Here is a 20,216-nt window from a genome sequence, read left to right as displayed (position 1 = left end):
GTGCCGGCTGTTCATTTTTGCCGCACTGCTGATGACGACCACCGCCGCGGTGGCCCAGCAGGCGGGGTCTATTCGTGGCATGGTCTATGACAAGGACTTTGATGCGCCGCTGCCATTGGCTCAGGTTCTCATCGCGGAGACGGGCGAGAAGGTCGTGGCGTCCGACGAAGGCAATTACGTCTTCGGTCAGGTCGTGCCCGGCAAGTACACGCTGGTCTTCTCCAAAGACGGATACACGCGGGTCGTTAAGGCGGATGTGGTCGTCTCGCCGGGCCAGCTTACGGAAGTCAATGTTCAGCTCACCGGCGACTTTACCGACATGGAAGAGTTCATCGTCCAAGACCTTCAGATCGGCGGCGGCTCCGAGCAGGGGCTTCTGAACCTGCGATTTGAAGCGCCGCAGCTTCTGGACTCCGTCGGCGCTGATCTGATGAGCCGGGCCGGTGCTTCCGACGCCGCGGCTGCGCTGAAGCTCGTCTCCGGCGCCACGGTGCAGGACGGTAAGTACGCCGTCGTGCGCGGTCTGCCCGATCGCTATGTCAACTCGCAGATGAATGGTGTCCGTCTACCGACCGCCGACCCCGACAAGCGGGCGGTCCAGCTTGACCAGTTCCCCTCGGCGGTCATCGAAAGCATTCAGGTCAGCAAGACCTTTACGCCAGATCAGCAGGGCGACGCCTCCGGCGGCGCCGTCAACGTCGTCCTCAAGGGCCTGCCTACTCAGAACATCTTCAGCGTCAGTACCGAGTATAGCGCCAACACGCAGGTCACCGGCAAGAGCCATTTCCTCTCCGATCAGGACGGCCTGAGCTTCTTCGGAATTGACGACGGATCACGCAACGAATTTGCCACGCCCTCCGTCTCGCGCGACGCGGTCGGCCCCGAGCTTATTGATGCGCCCATCGACTACAAGTGGAACATGGGCGGCGGCGGCAAGATCGACCTCGAAGACGGATTCAAGCTCGGCGGTTTCGCCAACTTCTACTACAAGCACGATTCGAGCTTCTACGACAACGGCATTGATGATCAGCTTTGGTCGCTGGGGCCGCATCAGCGACTCTCCCCTCAGTTCACGCAGGGCATGCCCGACAACAATGTCCCGCAAAGCGGCTCGTTCAATACGTCCCTCCTGGATGTCACGCAGGGCAGCGAAGAAGTGCAATGGGGCGGTTTGGGCACCATCGGTCTCGAATCCGAATTCAACTCCGTCAACGTGCTCTACATGTACAACCGCACCACCGACAACACCGACACGATTGCCGAGGACACACGCGGCAAGGCCTACTACTTCCCCGGCTACAACCCCAACAACCCGACGGATCCCGGTAACCAAAGTCCGCAGGCCGCTCCATATCATCGCAACGAAACGCTTCAGTACACCGAGCGATCGACCGAAACGCTGCAGTTTCATGGCGAACACAAACTCCCCATCGACCCCTTCGGCTCCGAAAAATACTTCACCATCCTCCCACCCGAGTTCGACTGGACCTACGCCATCAGTTCCTCGACGCTCTATCAGCCCGACAAGCGGCTCTTCGGCGAGCAGTTCTTCGCTCCCGCGTTCAATCCCGGGTTCCCGCCGTTTGTGCCTCCCTTTACGACACCCAATCAGCATCTGCCCTTCAAGCCCGCCGCAAACTTCACCGTGGGCAATCTGCAGCGCGTTTGGAAGGACATCTCCGAAGACAGCGACCAATATTTCGTCAACCTCAAGTTCCCTTTCCGCAACTGGACCGGACAGAAGGGCTACGTCAAACTCGGCTACTTCAATGATCACGTCCAACGTTCTTACGATCAGAATTCCTACAGCAACTTTGGCGACAATGCCGCCTCGACGCTCGACACCGGGCCCTTCGAATCGCGATGGAGCCAGTTCTTCCCATGGGAGAACCACGTCGTCTCCGCCGCCGATATTGACGTCGACTACACCGGCGATCAGAAGATCACGGCCTGGTACACCATGGCGGATATGCCGCTGACCGAGTGGTTTCGACTCATCGGCGGCGTCCGATTCGAGAAGACCGAACTAAGTATCGTCAATCAGGCCGAGAAGGACGCCACCTGGATCCCGCCCAGCTCCGGCGTCGCCGTCAAACTCAACCCCGGGGACGCCGACGTCGATTTCCGTCAGAACGATGTGCTGCCCGCCATCGGCTTCGTCTTCTCGCCCTTCGACAAATTCACGATACGCGGAAATTACGCCGAAACCATTGCCCGGCAGACGTTCAAGGAACTGTCGCCGATCCAGCAACAGGAATACCTCGGCTCTGACGTATTTGTGGGCAATCCCGATCTGACCACCGCTTCGCTCAAAAACTACGACCTACGCTTCGACTACAAACCCTATCAGGGTGGCCTCGTCTCCGTGTCGTATTTCTACAAACAGGTCAAAGACCCCATCGAGTATGTGCAGGCCGCGACCAACGAATTCGTCTACACCACCGCCGAGAACTTCCCCAAGGGTCGTCTACGCGGATTTGAGTTTGAAGTGCGCCAGGATTTGGAGCAGATATGGGACGAACTGCATGGCTTGTCGATCGGCGGCAACGCCACGCTCATCGACTCGGAAGTCACGCTCCCACCCAATCCCTTCAACCGCCACGACAGCCGACCGATGACCAATGCGCCCGAATACCTCTACAACATCTTCATGACCTATGACGTCGAAACGACCGGAACCCAGTTCACCGTCTTCTACACCGTCAAGGGGGATACGCTCATCGCCGGCGCCGACCCCACCGCCGGAAGCATTTTCATCCCCAATGTCTACGCCGCCGAGTATGGCACGCTCAACTTCACCGTCACTCAGAAGCTCGGCAAATATTTCAAAGTAAAATTCCAGGCCAAGAACCTGACCAACCCGGATATCGAGACCTATTACCAGTCCGGATTCGGTCCGGTCACCAAAACGTCGCATACCAATGGTATCGATCTGTCGATCAGCATTGGAGCTGACTTTAACTTCTGATGTCCGCATAAGGAAGCGATTCTCATGAACTCACCATCGCATATCTCTAAAATGACACTTCTGATGGTCATCGTCATCGGTATCGCGTCCTCAGGTGTGATGTTCGCCGACAAGGCCATGGTCGAAATCGACAATACGCGGGCGGCACTGGAGCGCTGGGTCGAGACGCGCCGCACCATCTCACAGGAACAACGCGACCTGGAACTGTCCAAGCAAACACTCAATGACCGCATCGAACTGGTGCAGCGCGAAATCGATGCGTTGCATACGAAGATCGAAGACGCGAACAAATCCATCGCCGATGCGGACAAGAAGCGCCAGGACATGATGTCCGAGAACGAAATGCTCAAGGCCGCCTCCGCCGGCCTCAACGAAATGGTCGCTGGCTTGGAATCCCGTACAAAAATCATCCTCAAACGTCTGCCGGATCCGATCCGTGACTTGGTCAAGCCGCTTAGCCAGCGCATTCCTGAAAAGCCCGAAGACACCAAAATGACGCTCTCGGAGCGGTTCCAGAACGTCGTGGGCATTCTCAATGAAATCAACAAGTTCAACCGCAATATCACTGTCGCCAGCGAAGTGCGGTCGCTGCCGGACGGAAAGTCGGCGGAAGTGACGGCGATGTATGTCGGCTTGGGGCAGGGCTACTACGTCAGCGCCAATCGTTCCGTCGCCGGGATCGGTACGGCGACCGCCGATGGCTGGGTCTGGACCCCGGCTAACGAATCCGCCAACGCCATCGCCGATGCGATCGCAATTCTCAAGAACGAGAAAGTCGCATCATTTGTCAAACTTCCCATTACCGTCAAATAAACAGGTAAATACCCGTCATGAATACTAAAATGATGCTCATATTGATATCGCTTCTGTTGACCGGTGCACCGGTGTGGGCGGACGACGCGCCCGCCGCACCAGCCGGCGGCGAGACATTCGACCAGGCCGCCGCGGATGTGCAGAACCAGCTCAAGGACAGTCTTGAGGAACTGGCCAAGCTCCGCAAACGTGTGGCCGATGAAACGATTCCGCTCAGTAACAAGCTCAGCGCCGCCGAAGGTGAACTGACGAAAGTCCGCCTCGACTATCAGCAGACGACCCGCCTGCTCGATTCGCGCACGCTGGATCTGAGCAACCTGCGCACGGAGATCAAGTCGCGTCACGAGGAAAGCACCTACCTGTCGAACCTCCTGAGCGAATATTCCCGCAATTTCGAGTCCGGCATGCATATCGCGGAGCTTCAGCGATACGCCGCTCCCATCAAGGAAGCGAAGCTCGCGGTGGAGAACACCGCTCTCTCAGAACAGGACATCTTCAAGGTGCAAGCGGCGCTGTTAGCGACGTCGCTGGATCGGATTGAAGACGCTCTCGGCGGATCGCGATTTGACGGCAAGGCCGTGGACGCGACCGGGATCGTTCAGCACGGCAAGTTCGCCCTCGTCGGTCCCGTCGCCCTGTTCGTGTCGGAGGATGGCACGCATGTCGGCTCCGCCGAACAGCGGCTCGGATCACTGGAGCCGGCGGTGATCCCTTATGCGATGCCTGAAGATGCGGCCGCCGCGGCTGCGGTCGTCAAGAATGGCAAGGGCCAGTTCCCGCTCGATCCTTCCATGGGCAACGCTCACAAGATCGAGGCGACGCACGAAACGATTATCGAGCATATCAAGAAGGGTGGCCCGGTCATGGTGCCGATCTTCGCACTCGCCGGTGCGGCTCTGCTCGTGGCCATCTTCAAGTGGCTGGGTCTGATGCTTGTTCGCAATCCGTCACGCAAACGACTCAAGGCGCTGCTCGACACCGTTGCCGCTCACGATAAGGAAGCTGCGGTCAAAGCTGCCAACGCGATTCCCGGTCCCTCTGGCAAGATGCTTCAAGCCGGGGCTGAGCATTTGGGCGAGCCCAGCGAACTGATCGAGGAGATCATGTTCGAGCGCGTCATGTCTACGCGGCTCAAACTCAATCGCTTCCTTCCGTTCATCGCGATCTGCGCATCGTCGGCGCCACTGCTGGGTCTGCTCGGCACAGTGACGGGCATCATGAACACGTTCACGCTCATCACCGTGTTCGGCTCCGGCGACGTCAAGACGCTCTCCGGCGGCATCTCCGAAGCGCTTATCACCACGGAGTACGGTCTGATCGTAGCGATCCCCGCGCTGCTCCTGCACGCATTCCTCTCCCGCAAGGCACGCGGAGCGATCGATCAGATGGAGAAATCGGCCGTGGCGTTCATGAACCAGATCGGCAAGTCGCACTACGGCGAAATGGACAAGGCGGCGTAAGGCGGAAGCATCATGGACTGGAACACACTCGTCAAGCATATTCAGGACCTCTGGCAGCAGGCGGCGAAGATCTGGCTCGCCGGCGGATGGGGCATGGCGGGCATCGCGCTCGATGCGCTGGTGCTCTTCGCGCTCGGCACGCATATCTGGCTGAACCTGCGCAGCAAGGGGTTCCTCTCGGTGCCCGAGCGTAAGTGGCGCCGCTGGATCGATCACCCGTCCGAACGCAAAGGTCCGATCGGCGACATGCTCGACTTCGTCACCGGCGGCAGCACGATCAGCGACACCGCCATGTTCTTTCAGGAACTGCGCACGACGGAGGTCGCGCCCTTTGAGCGCGACCTGCGCGTGATGAAGATCTGCGTCAGCGTAGCGCCGCTACTGGGACTACTCGGCACCGTGACGGGCATGCTCGCGACCTTCGCCGCGTTGTCCTCCGGCTCTGGCGGCGAGAAGACGATGGGGCTCATCGCCCAAGGCATCTCCGAAGCGCTGATCACTACCGAGACCGGGCTCGTCATCGCGCTGCCCGGCCTGTTCTTCCAGTATCAGCTCTATCGCAAGCATGAACGGTACAAGGCCTTCCTGGCGCATCTCGAATCGGTGTACTCGCAGGTGCTCTATCGGAAGATGAAGGAAACGAACACCACGAGCGAGACCGCCGCGGCGGCGGTCTGAAACTCGGAGATTACGAACATGGGACGATTTCGCGATACTGGATCAGATGACGGCAACGAGCCGGGGATTGACATGTCCCCAATGATCGACTGCGTGTTCATCCTTCTGATCTTCTTCATCGTGACGACGACCTTCGTCGAGGAGACGGGCGTGCAGGTGGACAAGCCACAGGCGGCCTCGTCGCAGCGTCTTGAGAAAACGAGCATTCTTATCGCGCTGACCAAGAAGGGCGAGATCGTCTATGGCGGTCGTGAGATCGGCATCAGCGGCGTACAGCCCCTGATCAAACGCATGCTTCAGAAGGAAGAAATCCCCGTAATTATTCAGGCGGACAACAATTCACAGTCCGGAATGCTCGTGCGGATCATCGACGAAGCGAAACTCGCGGGCGCGACGAAAGTCAGCGTTGCGACCAGCAAGGCCAAGAGCTGAGCGAAACTCCAGTGACGAAAAGTCCCGCCATAACGAGCTTCAAATGGGTCATTCACCGGTTGGCCGTCGTGGCTGGCGCGATGGTGATGACGTTGACATTGTTCATGGTCCTGCCGCTGCTTCAGGCCATCAGCAAGCCGCCGACGCAGGATGTCATCGTGCAGAACATCGACACGGCAGAGGCGCCTCCGCCGCCTCCTCCGCCGCCGGAGGAGCCCAAGAAGGAAGAGGAGCAGGAGGAGAAACCGCCGGAACTGACGCCCGAGGCACAGCCGATGGATCTTCAGCAGTTGGCGATGGCCCTGAACCCGGGGATCGGCGACGGCTGGGGCACGGTGGACATTTCCACAAAGCTCAACACGATCGGTCAGAGCAGCGCCGGCGGAGATGGTCTGTTCAGCATGGACGACTTGGACCAGAAACCGCGCGCGATCTATCAACCCGGGCCTTTGCTCAATACGCAAATTCGCAAAAAGGCGCCTGGCACGGTCTATATCATCTTCATCGTTGATGCCTCCGGCCGCGTGCAGAATCCGATTGTTCAAAAGTCGAGCGATCCGGTCTTCGATCAGCCGGCGCTCAATGCGGTCAAACAATGGAAATTTGAACCCGGTAAACGAAACGGCGAATCGGTGCGTTTTCGAATGCGCGTGCCTATCACCTTCCCGAAAGAGTAGAACCATGAATCGAATCATCGCCGCCGCAATGTTCCTATTGACGATGTCCGCGCTGCTGGCGCGGGCCGCGGATAACGACGCCCCGGCCGTGCCGCTCAAACCCGCCGCCGCCTCGGCCATGACGGAGGATCAGCTCAAACTGTGGAACTCGCCCGCATTTCAAAAGGAGTTCACGCAAAGCTACATCGCCGAGACGGAGATCGAGCCGCGCGTCACGGCCGAGGAGCGTGATGAGATGCAGAAGATTCTCGGGCTCATGGCCGCGGACAAGGTGGATGACGCGGTGCAGATGATTCTCAAGAAGCGCACGCCGGCCTCAAGCGCCGTCTTCGACTTTACACTGGCGAATATCTATTTCCAGAAGGAGCAGTTCGATCAGGCGATCGAGGAATATCAGGCGGCGGTGAAAAAGCACGACAAATTCCGTCGTGCATGGAAGAATCTGGGCATCATTTTCATCAAGCAGTCAAAATTTGAACAGGCGCTGCCGGCGTTGACGAAAGTCATCGAACTGGGCGGCGGGGACAAGACCACATACGGTCTGCTCGGCTTCGCCTATGCGTCGATCGGCGATAATCTGGCGTCAGAGTCGGCGTTCCGCATGGCGATCCTGATGGACCCGGGGACGATGGACTGGAAGATGGGGCTGCTCAGCGCGCTGTTCAAGCAGCAGCGGTACACGGATGTACAGGCCCTGTGCGGGCAGCTCCTTTCGGACAATCCCAACCGCGCGGATCTGTGGATGATTCAGGCCAATGCGTTCATCGGGCTCAATGATCCGATGAAGGCGGCCCAGAACTTCGAGATGGTGGATCGGCTTGGCAAGAGCACGCCCGCGAGTCTGAATCTCCTGGGCGACATCTACATCAACAGCGAGCTGTACGGACTGGCGGTTAAGACCTATGAGCGGGCCATGATGTTGGACCCGAAGGCCAAACCGGACCGGGCGATCCGAGCGGCGAAGGTGCTCACCACGCGCGGCGCGATGGACGAGACACGCGACATCGTCGCGAAAATCGAGGAAATCCACAAGGACGATCTGGCGCCGGAGGACAAAAAGGATCTGCTCAAATTGCAGGCACGGTTGGCGGTTGCGGCAGGGGCGGGCGAAGAGGAGGCGAAGGTGCTCGAACAGATCGTCGAGATCGATCCGCTGGACGGCGAGGCGTTGATTCTGCTCGGTCAGCATGCAGGTCGCGCCAACGACGATGCCAAGGCGGTCTTCTATTACGAGCGTGCGGAGGCGCTGCCGGACTACGAAGCGGACGCCAAGGTGCGTCACGCCCAACTGCTCATCGGCAAGGGCAAGTACGACGAAGCGCTGCCGTTGTTGCGCCGGGCGCAGCAGATCAAGCCGCGGGAGAACATTCAGAAATATCTGGAGGCGGTGGAGAGGATCGCGAAATCGAAATGATCAACGGGCGCGGGGAGACTGATGTCTCCTCGCCTTGCTTATTCGGGCAGGGTGAGATTGTAGAAATTCACGGCGGTTTCGCCGAAGATCATCGCGCGTTCGCGGTCGCTGATGGGGCCCAGCGCGGTGTTGATCGCCTCGTAAACCTGCTGGTAGGTGCCGGCGAGTTCGCAGACGGGCCAGTCGGAGCCGTACATGCAGCGTTCGGGCCCGAACGCGTCGAGCGCGGCATGCACATAGGGCTTGAGGTCATCCGCGGTCCACTTGCGCCAGTCCGCCTCGGTGATCATGCCCGACAGCTTGCAGTACACATTGTCACATTCGGCGGCGGTCTTGAGATACGGAAGCCAATCGTCGATGGCGTGATCCTTGATGCGCGGCTTGCTGAGGTGATCGATGACGAGCGGCAGGTCGGGCACATGACGCGCGACGGTCGCCGCATGTCTGAGATGCTTCACGTAGAAGAGCAGGTCGTACGGAATGCCCTGCTTTTGAAGCACCTTCAAGCCACGCAGAATGTCAGGGCGGATGATGAAATCATCGTTGGGTTCATCCTGCACGATGTGACGGATGCCGACGAATTTGTCGTGGTCCTTGAACTCGGCGAGTTGATCGGCGACGGCGGGCGAGGCGAGGTCGACCCATCCCACGACGCCGACGATGAACGGGTAATTGTCGGCGAGTCCGAGGATCCAGCGGTTTTCGGCGAGGTTGTGCTGCGTCTGCACGAAGACGGTGTAGTCGACGCCGGCGTGAACGAGATGCGGCTGAAGGTCCGGAGGCATGAAGTTGCGGCAAATCGGTGCGAGCGGCTCGGCGTCCTGCCATGTGTAATCGAACTGCGTATTGCGGCGATCCCAGAAATGCTGGTGCGCATCGATGACGGGCATCAGGGTGTGTCCTTTTGGCGGACGTGATCATGGAGCCGATCACGGATGTAGGCGACATGCAGACGCAGGTTGTAGAACTCCTGCATGTAAGAGAGCGGGACTTTCAGCGCGGCGATTTCCTTTTCGAGGTTCAACAGATCGCTGCGCATCTGCGTCACCTGCTCCGCGTCCGCTCCGTCGCGCAGGTCGGTGTCGATGCGGCGGAGCGTCACATACCAGCGATAAATCCGCTTGCGGATGCTCCAGCGGTAAAGCGGCGGGGCGATTCGCATGAGCGGGATCAGAATGACAAGCAACGGCACGATCAGAATGACGACGCGCATGATGAGCACGGCGAGCCAAAGCGGGAGCATGCGCTGAAGGATGTTGGGCCCGTGCGTCATGTGATAGCGGGCGTCATCGCCGATCGGCAGCTCGGTGTAATTGAGCGAGGGGAAGACGCCGGCGTCGGCGATCCAGTTGGTGCGACCGTGAATGCGCTGAGCGGCCTGCACCATGAGCTGAATCACCGCGGGGTGCGTATTGCTGTGTGCGATCAGTGCGGCGGCGGGGGCGATCATATGCACATCATGCGCGGGTAGATTGTGCGCCAGATCGACGACGCCTTCGTAGAGCGTCATCGTGGACAGGTCCTCGTAACGATGGGCGTATGCTTCTGCACGCTCAAAGTCCATCAGGTGCATATTCCGATCGGCGAGGAGCTTGGCGATGAACGGCGCGCTGGGGGCGACGACGAAAACGGCGGCATCGATGTCGCCGCGCTGCAGGGCGTCGGCGGCCTGCGCGGAGCCGAGGTCGGAGAGCGTCGTGTTCTCGGCATTGAGTCCATTGTCGGCGAGGAGTCGGAGGGCCAGAGCGCGTGTGCCGGAGCCGTCGGGGCCGATGGCGACGCGGCGATGGGCCAGTTCGGTGAGGAGGGCGATGGGCTTGTCGCGTGTGAAGACCCAGACGGGTTCGAAGGCGATGCTGGCGATGGCTTCGAGGCCGGGGCGCTCGGCAGGAGGCGGAGCGGTGCCGCCCTGCACGATGGCGAGGTCGACGCCGGCGGCGGGATCGCGCATCAGATTGTAGTTCTCGGCGGACCCGGCGGTGGGGCGGATGACCAGCTCGATGCCCTGCGCCTTGAAGTAGTCGGCGTACTGCTGGGAGAAGGCGTAGTAGGCACCTTGGGGCGAGCCGGTGGCGATGACGACGCGCGAAGGCGGGGCGGGCTGCACGAACTGCCATGCGATGGCAATGACGATCGCGCAGATGACGGCGATGGCGAGCACATACTTGAACCATTCGGCCCGGGAAATGACACGGCGCGACGGCGGGGGCGGTGGAGGCGTCATGAGGACGATTATACAGGAAGGGGGTTGAGGGAAGGGAATAAGGCGTGCGAAGCCGCGAGCGGCTAGCGTAGAGCACGGGCGAGTTTGCAGACGACGGATTTGGGGTTGGCGGCGGCACAGACGATGGAGCTGACGGCGACGCCGCGGGCGCCGGCGGCGACGACGGCGTGGATGTTGTCGGGCGTGATCCCGCCGATGGCGAGGTGCGGTACGGCGGGGTAGCGTGTCACGAACTTGGCAAGGTACGACGGGCCGGACGGTTTGCGGGGTTTGGTCGAGGTGGGGAACACGGCCCCGACGCCGCAGTAGTCGGCGCCATCGGCGATCGCGCGGCGGGCTTCGGCGAGGTTGTGCGTGCTGGCACCGAGCAGCAGTTGCCGACCGGCGATGCGGCGGGCGGCGGGAAGCGGCAGATCGCGCTGACCGAGATGCACACCCGTCGCGCCGGCGGCGAGTGCGACGTCCAGACGATCATTGACGATCACGGCGGCGCGACCGGCGGCGAGTTCGACAAGCTTCGCGGCACGGTCGAGCAGCTCGCCGGTGTCGAGCGACTTTTCACGCAGTTGCAGGCAATCGGCTCCGCCAGCGAGCGCGGCGGCGGCGACGGCACGCCACGGATGATGCACGCACAACGATTCGGTGAGAATCACGCAAACCTTCCACTGTCGGGTGAGCGGCGAGCCGAGGCGAATATGAAGCTGACGCTCCAGTTCGTACGCCCGGTAGCGGAGCTGCTTGATCGCCGCGGCGACAGCCAGGTCGATCAGCTTCGTGTATTCTTCGAGGCATCGAAGCGATTCGCCGAGGCGTTTGCCGGCGGCGATGACGACATCGGCGATGCCGGCGCGGGTGTGCTCCGCCTTCGTCGATAGCGAGGTGCCGACGTCGCCGGGCGTGTCACGGTGCAGTTCCAGCGAGCGAATCGGCTTCACCGCCGCCGCCAGATCATGCCGCAACTGCTTGAGGGCCTTGCTGAGTTTCACGTCATCGAGCACGAATCGCGCCGCTTCCTCCATGACCCGCATCGCTTCGCGGGCCCGGTTACCGTTGGCGTCAATGATTCGGCGGACATCGGACATGGGCAACAGTGTATCGCCCCTCACAGAAAAGTCGCGATGCGGCGGGGGGAATGAGCCGATATGGTATGGGTCATGACACGGATGAAACGAAGCAATTTTCTGGTGGTCAGCGGGGCGCTTATGGGTGTGGCCGCGCTGGTGCTGACGCGTAAGGCGTACTTCTGGAGTGATACGACACAGGCGGTTGTTCTACCGCCGATTGGTGCGGCGTTGATGATGGGCATGACCATCTGGATAGGACGGGAGCTGTTCGGACGAGTCACCGCGTTGGGGGCTGGCGCAATCTGCATTTCGTGCTTTGCGATGATCGAAGCCTATGGGCATGTGTATGTTGATACCGCGATGCTTTACGCTGCACTGTGCATGGCGATCGTTGCGCTGTTCCTGCATGCATGGCGGCGCCATTCACGGTGGGCGAGTGCGGGTATGTGGGGCGCAGCGGGATTAGCCGCGGCGATCAACGGATTGCTAATGCCGGTGACGCTGCTGGGCAGTGTGACGGCCGTGCTTCTGACGCATCGTTTGATGATCGAAGCGGCGAAGGCCGCGCGAGGCGAAACAGAGGATGAACCCGATAGAGATGCGTCGTCGGGGAGTGGTACGATCGAGACGACTCTGCGCGTGATGCAACCATTAATTGGGATGCCGCTCGCGGCTGTGATCATTTTGACGCTGTGGCGGTATCGTCCACTTGATGGGAGCATCTGGGGTTACGATTTGAGTTGGGGGGCGGCGATGGATTTTTTCTACTTCTACGCGCCGTGGATACTTTGGCTGCCGTGGGTGCTGCTGTGGCCGTTGATGGTCATGCACATGTTTCGGCAGGGCGCGATCGACGCGAGCAGCCGTCTGCTCGGATGGATTTTGATGGTTCAGATGAGCGTACTCAGTTGCCTGTCGCCCAAGCCGCTCGAAGCGGCGCTTCCGATGTTTGGGATCGGTTGCGTTCTGGCGGCGTTCGCGGCGCGGCGCGCCTCCGGGTGGCTGTGGCGGAGATTCGGTGTACGATCGCGTGGCTGGATTCTCGGCGTGCACATTGCTGTGGCGGTTGGCATTCTGCTCGGTTGGACGCAGAGCATCCTTGGCGTCGTCGTCGTTACGGCGACCGCATTTGCCGGATGTTTGATGCAGAAGCGATGCGGCTGGCGATCATGGCAGGCAATTCAGAATGAATGGCTCATTGCGGCGGCGATGTTTGTCGTTGTTTGGATCGCCAGTGGCTGGGGATGGCCCGGACGTTAATTACTGGCCGACGCTGCGGACCATCAAATCCTTCATCTCGCGCACGGCTGATCGCAAGCCGACGAAGACCGCGCGGCTCACGATGGCGTGGCCGATGTTGAGTTCCGCCATCTGATCAATCGCGGCGACGGGCGGCGTGTTGACGTAGTTGAGCCCGTGACCGGCGTGCAGGCGGAGGCCGAGGTCGACAGCCAGCGCTCCCGCTTCGACGAGTCGGGCGAGCTGCTCGGCGGCGGCGGCGCCGACGGCGTTGGCGTACGTGCCGGTGTGCAGTTCAATGGCTTGAAACCCAAGCTGCGCGGCTTCTTCGACCTGCCGGCGGTCGGGGTCGATGAACGCGCTGACGAAAATCCCGGCCGAGCGGAGCACTTCGACCGCACGGCGGGTCCGCTCGCCGTGCGCGACCAGATCGAGACCGCCTTCGGTCGTGATCTCCATGCGGTTTTCCGGCACGAGCGTCGCCTGATCCGGGCGAACCTGCGCGGCGATGCCGACGATCTCGTCCGCGAGACTCAGCTCGAGATTAAGCTTCGTCGTCACCGACTTGCGCAATTCGTGCACATCGCGGTCCTGAATGTGGCGACGATCTTCGCGGAGGTGGATCGTGATCGAGTCGGCCCCGCCTTGCTCGGCTTGAGCGGCGGCGTCGACAAGATCCGGCTCGGCGGCGCGGCGGGCCTGACGGAGCGTGGCGACGTGATCGATGTTGACGCCCAGTTCAATCATGGTGAGGCAATGATAGCGCGATGCGCCCCTGGAAATGCAAGCAACGGACGACGCGAAGTTACTTGGCGTTCATGCGCGGGAAGAGCGGGTCGCCTTTGGCGATGGGCGTGCCGGCCTGAAGACGGCCCCATTTGCACCAGGCCGCCAGATCGCCCTTGTGTGTGTCATAGCGCACGCCCAAAAGCTTCCAGAGCTGTTCGATCTTGCCCGGCAGCACGGGCCAGAGGCCCAGCGACGCGATGCGAAGCGCCTCGGCGCAGTTGTAGAGAATCGTGCCCAGCCGATCCTGCTTGGATTCATCCTTGGCGAGTTTGAACGGCTGGGTCTGCTCGATGTAGTTGTCGATCGCGCGGACGACGTTGAGGGCGGCGTCATTGGCGCTGGCGACGGCGACTTTCGAATAGAGCATGTCGACCTGCTCGAACATCGCGCTGGCGGCGTTGCGAAGCTGCTTGGCCTCGTCGTCATGACAGCCGGGCACGGGGGCGGGCAGCTTGCCGTCGAAGTAGCGCGCGATCATGTTCGTCACGCGCGCGGCACAGTTGCCGAGCGTGTTGGCCAGGTTCGTGTTGTAGACCTCCAGGAACTTGTCGTGCGAGAAGTCCGAGTCGGTCGAGCCGAGGGGCCCTTGCGTGCAGAGGAACCAGCGCATCGCGTCGAGGGAGAACTCGGCGACGTACTGGTCGATCTTCTCCAGATCGATGAAATTCCCGAGACTTTTGGACATCTTCTGCCCCTCGCTGATCCAGAAGCTGTGCGAATAGATCTGCCTGGGCAGGGGCTTGTCGAGCGCCATGAGCATGGCGGGCCAGATGACGGCGTGGAACCAGAGGATATCCTTGGCGATCAGGTGCACGTCAGCCGGCCAGTACTTGGCGCGATCGGGCGTGTCGACGGCCGTCAGGTAATTGAAGAGCGCGTCGATCCACACGTAGATCGTCTGCGCATCGTCGCCGGGCATGGCGATGCCCCATCCGCCGGCGCCGGTGCGACTCACGGGTACATCGTTGAGTCCTTCGCGCAGGCGGCCGAGCACTTCGTTGCGGCGCGATTCGGGCTGCACGAAGTCGGGGTTCTCGGTGAGCAAGGCGGTGAGCTTGTCGCCATACTTGCTCAGACGGAAAAAGTAATTCTTCTCGGTCTTGCGGACGAGCGGCTTGTGCGTGACGGGGCTTTTGTAGTCGTATTCCTTGGCCTTGTTTTCCGGCAGGTACTCCTCCTGCGAGGCGTCGTACCAACCGACGTACTGACCGTCGTAGACGTCGCCGGTGTCCATGAGCGCCTGGACGAATTCGACGACGCGCGACTTGTGACGGTCCTGCGAGGTGCGGATGAAGTCGTCGTTGGTCATGCCCAGTTTGGCGAAGGTCGCCTCGAACACCGCGGCGTTGCGGTCGGCCCATTCCTGCGCGGTCGTATTGTTGCGCGCGGCCGAGTCGACGACCTTGGCGGCATGTTCATCGGTGCCGGTCAGGAAGAAGACATCGTCGCCGCGCAGGCGGTGGTAACGGGCGAGCACGTCGGCGAGCGTCGTCGTGTAGAGATGCCCGATGTGCGGGCGGTCATTGACGTAGTAGATCGGCGTCGTGACGTAGAACTTTTGAGCGGATTGAGGCATAGTCGCGTCATTCTACTGTGCAGGGAATCGAATACCAGTCGGCGGACGCAGAAGGTTCGAAAGCGATGGAGGATGCCGACTGAAAAATGGCCATGGCAAATTGAGACCTCGCAATAACCACCGAGGCGCCAAGAGCACCAAGATGATGACGGGGTTTCCGCTCGACAAAGCATTCCTTGGTGCTCTGGTGGTTCAGGATTTGAGAGAAATCAATTTTCAATTTTGACCTTGTTGCATCCTAGAATGTGAAGATGGATAAGCCGATAAAGGATGAAGCATGCGAGGCGGGGCCGCAGCGTCGGGGGTGGCTGAGCTGGCTTCGGAGAGGGCTGTCAGCGTGGCTGGGGATACACCGTGGATGCGCCTGCCGCTCGATTGATACGCACGCACAGCAGAACACGCCGGGGCGCGAGCCATCAAAACCGGCGTCCGATTCATAACTTATTTCTTGGCATCATCCCAAGGGGCCTGTACAATAGAGTGTTCACACGGGGGTGTGGGAAAGCCCTTGTCTGCCGAGCGTTTGTCGGTGTTATCATGGATGGGGCAGCCGTTCGGCGAGGGCTTTAGGTGAAGAGGACGCACCCGGAGTGCCGGCATGTACTTCAAGTTTCCGTGTGATCACTGCGGAAAGAATCTGAAGGTCAGCGAGGAAAACGTCGGTCGCAAGGCCCGTTGCCCTTACTGCCATAAGGCCATCACCGTTCCGCAGGTCACCCCCGCCGACATCCCCGTCGCCACGCCGCGCGGCAAGCGCGGCCCCAACGGCAAGTCGCAACGCTCCAGTGCACGCACGCAGGCCGAGTGGTCCGACGGCACCAACGTCACGCTCCTGCCCAGCGCCATGATCGGCGTCGTGATCACCATCGCCTTCTACACCATCCTCTTCCCCTTCAAGCACACGTACTTCGGCAAGCTCTTCATCAAGCAGGAAACCGGCGCGTGGGTCTGCTACGCACTGGTGTACCTGATGGCCTGGTCCGTGGTCATGCTCTTTTTCAAATCCCGCAAGCTTCGCCGCCAGAAGGACGCCATGCTCTTTGACGTCCTGCCCACCGAAATTTCCGAGGACATCAATGTCCGCACCGTCGATCAGTTCATGGAGCACATCCGCTCCCTCCCCGCCCGCGCGTCCAACAGCTTCCTGATCAATCGCGTGCTGCGAGGCCTCGAACATTTCCAGGTCCGCAAGTCCAACCCCGAAGTCGCCACCATGATGGCCTCCCAATCCGAGATCGACGCCAACAGCGTCCAGGGCAGCTACACCATCGTCAAGGTCTTCATCTGGGCCATTCCGATCCTCGGATTCATCGGCACCGTCGTGGGCATCTCCGACGCGGTCAATTCGTTCAACGGCTCGATGGGCCAGGCGCAGGACATCAGCGTCCTCAAGGAATCGCTCAACAACGTCACCGGCGGCCTGGCCACCGCGTTCGACACCACGCTCGTCGCGCTGGTGATGAGTCTGCTTGTTTCCTTCCCCGCCAGTTCGCTTCAGAAGTCCGAAGAGGACCTGATCAACTGGGTCGACGAATACTGCAACGAGAATCTGCTCAAACGCCTCAATGACGAGGTCAAGCCGGAGGGCGAAGGCGCCACTCCGCCCGCCGGGGACCGTCAGGCGGAGATTCGCGCGGTGGTCGATCAGGCCCTGGCGGCGCACCATGCGGAGATGGAGGCATGGCGACAGAAGTACGAAGCGGTCGGCGACGCCATCTCGCGGAAAGTCGCTGAGGGATGGACGCAGATCAACGAGAAGTACCGCGGCGAGCAGGATGAGCGGCTCAAGCAGATCAATCAGATGGTCGCCGCGGTCAACCCGGGCGCGGCCCTCGTGCCGCAGGTCGTCGACGAGATGAAGTCGGCGATGACGGACCTGCGTGAGCAGACGCAGTCGGTGCAGTCGGAAATCGCCGGTTCGATGCGCGCGTCGGCCGACGCGCTCAAGAGCTATTTCGCCAATCTGGAAGTGGGTCTGCGCTCGCTCAACAGCGTGCTGAGCCAGCTTGGCGACAAGCAGATCAAGCTCGAGTCGCGCGAGTCGATGCCGGCGCATGAGTCGCCGGTGCATGAATCGCCGGTGGATGAAATGCCCGATGACGATTTGCCGCAGGGGGTCTTAAGCAAGCGTCATGGAGGAGGGTAAGCATGGCGCGTCGCCGCCAGGTTGCTGAACCGCCCGTCACGCTGTTTCCCTTCCTGAGTATTTTGGCGTGCGTGATCGGCGTGCTGACGCTGATGATCACGGCGATGGTGCTCGGCGAGATTGATCCGGGCCACGTGGCGCAGACCGCCCTGTTCATGCGGCAGCAGGAAGACCGCGACGATCATTTCAAGCAAGTGTCGAATCAATCCGATCGCGATCGTGAGGAAATTCAGCGGCTGCAAAAACTGCTCGAAGAGGCGGAGAATGTGCGGCAGCAGGTGGCGGCGGCGCGCAGCGAGCTGGCCCGCCTCGAAGCCGAGCGCACGCAGCAGATTCGCAATCTCGTCGCCAACAAAGGCAACAACGCCCAGATGCTCGCGGAGGCCAACGACCTTCGCCTGCGCGTCGTGGAACTCGAACCGGAGTTGCGCGACTTGCAGGAGAAGATCGAATCGCTCAAGCGTGAAATCGCCGACCGCAAGAAGAAGCCGGAGGAATCGCAGGTGACGATCCTGCCCAGCGGCAGCGGCACGGACCTGAAGCCGCGCTTCGTCGAGTGCAATGCCGGCGGCGTCGTGCTCTACGAAGGCGCCGATACGGTGCATGTGCGTCGCGGCGACCTGGCCAAGAGCGAGCCGTTCCTGAAACTGCTCGATGCCGTGGCGTCGGGCAAGGATGAAACCGTGATTTTCCTCATCCGTGAAGACGGACTGGGGACATATTTCGTCGCCCGCGGCATCGCCCGTTCCCGCTATGCCCGCAACGGCAAGCTCCCCGTGTACGGACAGGGCAAGATCGACCTGACCATGTTCAAGGACCTCATCAAGAAGTAGCCCATGCGACTGCGCCAGACACAGCACGGCGGCAGCCTCGATTCGCTGCTGGACACGATGACGAATGTCGTGGGGATCCTCGTGATCCTGCTGGCGGTGACGCAGTTGGGCGTGGGCGATGCGGTCAAACGCATTGTCTCGACGCGCGGCGTCAGCGCCAGCGCCTCGCTCAATGTCACGCTCGAAAAGCTCGACATCGCTGAAAAGGACGCCGACAGTCTGCGGGCGCTGCTCGATCAGCTGCGCGAGCAATGGCGCGATGTCGGTCGCCGCGTGGCCAACGATCAGGCGGACCTGCAGCAGATCACCCAGCTCATCGAAGCGCTCAAAAAGGAGCTTTCGATGAAGCCCGACGCCAAGATCGACGCCGCGGAAGTCAAGAAGATCATCGATGACCGCGGCAAGCATGCGCACGATCTTGAGAGTAAGATTTCCAGCGCACAGGCGGAGCTCGCCAAGCTCAAGGCGATTCTCGACACGACGCCGCAAATGCAGGTGCCCGCGCCCAAGATCATCACGCTGCCCAATCCCCGGCCTGCGCCGCCGGAGGCCACGCCGATCCTGTTCATCTGCCGCGAAGGTCGGATTTTGCCGGTGGATATGACGCAGCTTGAGCTGGTGGCGCAGACCGGCGTGCAGCAGGCGGGGGGGACGCCCAATGCCAAGGGCGAAATCGATTGCGACGCCGTCGTCAACTATTTCGAGACCCATGCCCTCGGCGACAAATACTTTCGTGTCCGCATCAAGATTCACAACTACACGCCCTACATGATCCTCGACCGCAAACCCGACGCCGGCGAAACCGTCGAGCAGCTTTCCGCACCGCAAAGCGACTATCAGCAGGCCGTCCGTGCCGCCAATAAGACCACCCAGTACGCCCGCTATCTCGTCTGGCCCGACAGCTTCGAGACCTACATCGCCGCCCGCGCCATCGCCGCCGACGCCGACATGATGGCCGGCTGGGAGCCCATGACCCTCAACAGCGAATGGTCCGTCCGCCTCGAAGGCAACATCAAGTGCAAGGGCCGGCCCCCTGAGCCGCCGCCGCCGCCCGACAAGACGATCCGTCCGCCCGACTCCACCGAGGCCGCCCCCAACCGTGTCGATCCGCCGCCAATTGATACCATTGACTGAATGAGCACGCTTTTCGAACAGATTCACGTCGGCGGCGACAAGAACTTCTCCTACCTCGTCGGCGATCTGGACACCTGTCAGCTCGCCATCGTCGATCCCGGGTACAACCCCTATATCCCCCTCGACCGGGCCGCTGAGCTGCGATGCGATGTCGTCATGGTCATTGGAACCCATTCCCACTACGACCACATCGCCGGTGTTCCCGACGTCGTCCGAAAGACCGGCGCCCCCTTCGCCGCCTACCAGACCGTCCCCGGCGTCGATCGCCCCCTGCGCGATGGCCAGACGATTCGCATCGGCTCCGTCCCCATCAAAATCACCTTCTGCCCCGGTCACGCCCCCGACTCGATCCTCCTCCTCTGCGATCATGACAAGCTGATTGTCGGCGACGAACTGTTCGTCGGCGGCGTCGGCAAGTCCAAATCGCAGCAGCAGGCCCGGCTCCACCACCGCAATCTCCACGAGAAAATCCTCACCTTCCCCGACGAAACCGAGGTCTACCCCGGCCACAACTACGGCCCGACCCCGCACTCGACCATCGGTCACGAACGCCGCACCAACCCCTTCCTCCTCGCCTCGACTTTCAACGACTTCTACCACCTCCGCACCAACTGGAAACGCTACCTCCAGGAACACAACATCCAATGGGGCTGACCCCTCAAGCCCGCACCCCGCGCACCCGTTCGACCATGTTCGCCGATTTCGACCGCGCCGTGCGCCCCCGTTTTCACCCGTAATAACCCCGCTTTCGCGCATCATCACGTCGCTT

The 20,216-nt window shown here is 61.1% G+C and carries 17 protein-coding genes; 12 read left to right on the top strand and 5 right to left on the bottom strand.

Annotated features, from left to right (window positions below; all coding sequences use genetic code 11):
- Nucleotides 1-31 precede the first annotated feature (31 nt).
- Genes GC162_07020 through GC162_06990 form a run of 7 tightly spaced genes read left to right on the top strand, consistent with a single transcriptional unit; the run spans nucleotide 32 to nucleotide 8,442 of the window.
- Complete coding sequence (locus GC162_07020; GenBank protein ID MBI1368391.1) at nucleotides 32-2,968, top strand: outer membrane beta-barrel protein; 2,937 nt, start codon at nucleotides 32-34, stop codon at nucleotides 2,966-2,968.
- A 24-nt stretch (nucleotides 2,969-2,992) separates the two neighbouring features.
- The gene (locus GC162_07015) at nucleotides 2,993-3,781 is read left to right on the top strand and encodes a DUF3450 family protein (protein ID MBI1368390.1); all 789 of its coding nucleotides are present in this window, start codon (nucleotides 2,993-2,995) and stop codon (nucleotides 3,779-3,781) included.
- Nucleotides 3,782-3,798: 17 nt separating this feature from the next.
- Complete coding sequence (locus GC162_07010) at nucleotides 3,799-5,241, top strand: hypothetical protein (GenBank protein ID MBI1368389.1); 1,443 nt, start codon at nucleotides 3,799-3,801, stop codon at nucleotides 5,239-5,241.
- Nucleotides 5,242-5,253: 12 nt separating this feature from the next.
- Nucleotides 5,254-5,919 carry a hypothetical protein gene (locus GC162_07005; GenBank protein ID MBI1368388.1) on the top strand — a complete coding sequence of 222 codons (666 nt, stop codon included), beginning with the start codon at nucleotides 5,254-5,256 and terminating at the stop codon, nucleotides 5,917-5,919.
- Between the two features lie 18 nt (nucleotides 5,920-5,937).
- A complete protein-coding gene (locus GC162_07000; protein MBI1368387.1) occupies nucleotides 5,938-6,351 on the top strand; it encodes a biopolymer transporter ExbD in 414 nt (137 codons plus the stop codon).
- Between the two features lie 59 nt (nucleotides 6,352-6,410).
- Complete coding sequence (locus GC162_06995; protein ID MBI1368386.1) at nucleotides 6,411-7,028, top strand: TonB family protein; 618 nt, start codon at nucleotides 6,411-6,413, stop codon at nucleotides 7,026-7,028.
- On the top strand, nucleotides 6,934-8,442 hold the full coding sequence (locus tag GC162_06990; GenBank protein ID MBI1368385.1) for a tetratricopeptide repeat protein: 1,509 nt from the start codon (nucleotides 6,934-6,936) through the stop codon (nucleotides 8,440-8,442). Before GC162_06995 ends, GC162_06990 begins: the two co-directional genes overlap by 95 nt.
- A gap of 38 nt (nucleotides 8,443-8,480) precedes the next feature.
- On the opposite strand, the gene GC162_06985 is transcribed toward GC162_06990, so the two are convergent.
- The 3 genes from GC162_06985 to thiE all read right to left on the bottom strand — a co-directional run bounded on the left by GC162_06985 (nucleotide 8,481) and on the right by thiE (nucleotide 11,748).
- Complete coding sequence (locus GC162_06985; GenBank protein MBI1368384.1) at nucleotides 8,481-9,335, bottom strand: amidohydrolase family protein; 855 nt, start codon at nucleotides 9,333-9,335, stop codon at nucleotides 8,481-8,483.
- The gene (locus GC162_06980; GenBank protein MBI1368383.1) at nucleotides 9,332-10,666 is read right to left on the bottom strand and encodes a C4-dicarboxylate ABC transporter substrate-binding protein; all 1,335 of its coding nucleotides are present in this window, start codon (nucleotides 10,664-10,666) and stop codon (nucleotides 9,332-9,334) included. The genes GC162_06985 and GC162_06980 overlap by 4 nt, the downstream gene beginning before the upstream one ends.
- Nucleotides 10,667-10,728: 62 nt before the next feature.
- Complete coding sequence (gene thiE, locus GC162_06975; GenBank protein MBI1368382.1) at nucleotides 10,729-11,748, bottom strand: thiamine phosphate synthase; 1,020 nt, start codon at nucleotides 11,746-11,748, stop codon at nucleotides 10,729-10,731.
- Nucleotides 11,749-11,829: 81 nt separating this feature from the next.
- Between thiE and GC162_06970 the strand changes: the two genes are divergently transcribed.
- Nucleotides 11,830-12,990: a hypothetical protein gene (locus tag GC162_06970; GenBank protein MBI1368381.1), complete on the top strand. Its 1,161-nt coding sequence runs from the start codon at nucleotides 11,830-11,832 to the stop codon at nucleotides 12,988-12,990.
- Here the strand turns inward: GC162_06970 and GC162_06965 are convergent, their stop codons facing one another.
- Both GC162_06965 and GC162_06960 read right to left on the bottom strand, forming a co-directional pair.
- Nucleotides 12,991-13,716 (bottom strand): pyridoxine 5'-phosphate synthase, encoded by a 726-nt coding sequence (locus tag GC162_06965; protein MBI1368380.1) that lies wholly within the window; start codon nucleotides 13,714-13,716, stop codon nucleotides 12,991-12,993. It lies immediately after the preceding gene.
- 58 nt (nucleotides 13,717-13,774) lie between these two features.
- A complete protein-coding gene (locus GC162_06960) occupies nucleotides 13,775-15,334 on the bottom strand; it encodes a methionine--tRNA ligase (GenBank protein ID MBI1368379.1) in 1,560 nt (519 codons plus the stop codon).
- A gap of 598 nt (nucleotides 15,335-15,932) precedes the next feature.
- Between GC162_06960 and GC162_06955 the strand changes: the two genes are divergently transcribed.
- Genes GC162_06955 through GC162_06940 form a run of 4 tightly spaced genes read left to right on the top strand, consistent with a single transcriptional unit; the run spans nucleotide 15,933 to nucleotide 20,101 of the window.
- On the top strand, nucleotides 15,933-17,480 hold the full coding sequence (locus GC162_06955; GenBank protein MBI1368378.1) for a hypothetical protein: 1,548 nt from the start codon (nucleotides 15,933-15,935) through the stop codon (nucleotides 17,478-17,480).
- Between the two features lie 2 nt (nucleotides 17,481-17,482).
- Nucleotides 17,483-18,313, top strand: coding sequence for a hypothetical protein (locus GC162_06950; GenBank protein ID MBI1368377.1), 831 nt, complete (start codon nucleotides 17,483-17,485; stop codon nucleotides 18,311-18,313).
- A gap of 3 nt (nucleotides 18,314-18,316) precedes the next feature.
- The gene (locus GC162_06945; protein ID MBI1368376.1) at nucleotides 18,317-19,447 is read left to right on the top strand and encodes a hypothetical protein; all 1,131 of its coding nucleotides are present in this window, start codon (nucleotides 18,317-18,319) and stop codon (nucleotides 19,445-19,447) included.
- Nucleotides 19,448-20,101 carry an MBL fold metallo-hydrolase gene (locus GC162_06940; protein MBI1368375.1) on the top strand — a complete coding sequence of 218 codons (654 nt, stop codon included), beginning with the start codon at nucleotides 19,448-19,450 and terminating at the stop codon, nucleotides 20,099-20,101.
- Nucleotides 20,102-20,216: the final 115 nt, after the last annotated feature.

This window comes from Planctomycetota bacterium (assembly GCA_016125255.1).
Lineage (GTDB): Bacteria > Planctomycetota > Phycisphaerae > Phycisphaerales > Zrk34 > RI-421.
The sequence above is the reverse complement of the archived record's forward strand: the minus strand, read 5'-3'. Positions and strand labels throughout refer to the sequence as shown.

Coding starts and splice junctions, on each gene's coding strand:
- GC162_06965 (MBI1368380.1), bottom strand. CDS start 13,716: ATGATTGAACTGGGCGTCAACATCGATCACGTCGCCACGCTCCGTCAG.
- thiE (MBI1368382.1), bottom strand. CDS start 11,748: ATGTCCGATGTCCGCCGAATCATTGACGCCAACGGTAACCGGGCCCGC.
- GC162_06955 (MBI1368378.1), top strand. CDS start 15,933: ATGTACTTCAAGTTTCCGTGTGATCACTGCGGAAAGAATCTGAAGGTC.
- GC162_06980 (MBI1368383.1), bottom strand. CDS start 10,666: ATGACGCCTCCACCGCCCCCGCCGTCGCGCCGTGTCATTTCCCGGGCC.
- GC162_07015 (MBI1368390.1), top strand. CDS start 2,993: ATGAACTCACCATCGCATATCTCTAAAATGACACTTCTGATGGTCATC.
- GC162_06990 (MBI1368385.1), top strand. CDS start 6,934: ATGCGGTCAAACAATGGAAATTTGAACCCGGTAAACGAAACGGCGAAT.
- GC162_07005 (MBI1368388.1), top strand. CDS start 5,254: ATGGACTGGAACACACTCGTCAAGCATATTCAGGACCTCTGGCAGCAG.
- GC162_07010 (MBI1368389.1), top strand. CDS start 3,799: ATGAATACTAAAATGATGCTCATATTGATATCGCTTCTGTTGACCGGT.
- GC162_06940 (MBI1368375.1), top strand. CDS start 19,448: ATGAGCACGCTTTTCGAACAGATTCACGTCGGCGGCGACAAGAACTTC.
- GC162_07000 (MBI1368387.1), top strand. CDS start 5,938: ATGGGACGATTTCGCGATACTGGATCAGATGACGGCAACGAGCCGGGG.
- GC162_06960 (MBI1368379.1), bottom strand. CDS start 15,334: ATGCCTCAATCCGCTCAAAAGTTCTACGTCACGACGCCGATCTACTAC.
- GC162_07020 (MBI1368391.1), top strand. CDS start 32: ATGACGACCACCGCCGCGGTGGCCCAGCAGGCGGGGTCTATTCGTGGC.
- GC162_06970 (MBI1368381.1), top strand. CDS start 11,830: ATGAAACGAAGCAATTTTCTGGTGGTCAGCGGGGCGCTTATGGGTGTG.
- GC162_06950 (MBI1368377.1), top strand. CDS start 17,483: ATGGCGCGTCGCCGCCAGGTTGCTGAACCGCCCGTCACGCTGTTTCCC.
- GC162_06945 (MBI1368376.1), top strand. CDS start 18,317: ATGCGACTGCGCCAGACACAGCACGGCGGCAGCCTCGATTCGCTGCTG.